Genomic DNA, 348 nt, shown 5'->3' with positions numbered 1-348 from the left:
TAGCGCGTGATAACACTGTGCTAGCTCCTGCATGAAGATATCCAGTGACCACCCATCAAAGGCAATGTGATGCCACATGATGAGTAGATATCGACAACCAGACACCTCATAGCCTTGTAACTTCAGACTCAACTGTGAGGTCAAATCAAAGGGCGTCGACATATGCTCGGCTAACATCGCATGTAAGTCTGCCTCATCAGCTAATGGCAACCATGTCAGTGACAACGACTGCTCGATAGGGGTTTGGTAGGCGTTATCGTGTTCGTCATGTAGATAGACTGTTTTTAATACTGGGTGTCTATCTAACAAGATATTGAACGCGGTTTCTAAATGCGTTAGCTGTACCTC

Annotated in this window: 1 protein-coding gene; it reads right to left on the bottom strand. The window is 45.7% G+C overall.

All coding sequences use genetic code 11. The features are described 5' to 3' along the window. Positions 1-348 (bottom strand): condensation domain-containing protein (locus BIW53_RS20620; RefSeq protein ID WP_139158746.1); only part of this gene is annotated, 348 nt, incomplete at both ends.

The organism is Pseudoalteromonas byunsanensis, from assembly GCF_001854475.1.
Taxonomy (GTDB): Bacteria; Pseudomonadota; Gammaproteobacteria; order Enterobacterales; family Alteromonadaceae; genus Pseudoalteromonas; species Pseudoalteromonas byunsanensis.
Note: the sequence above shows the minus strand (reverse complement) of the source record. Positions and strands in the feature narration are given on the sequence as shown.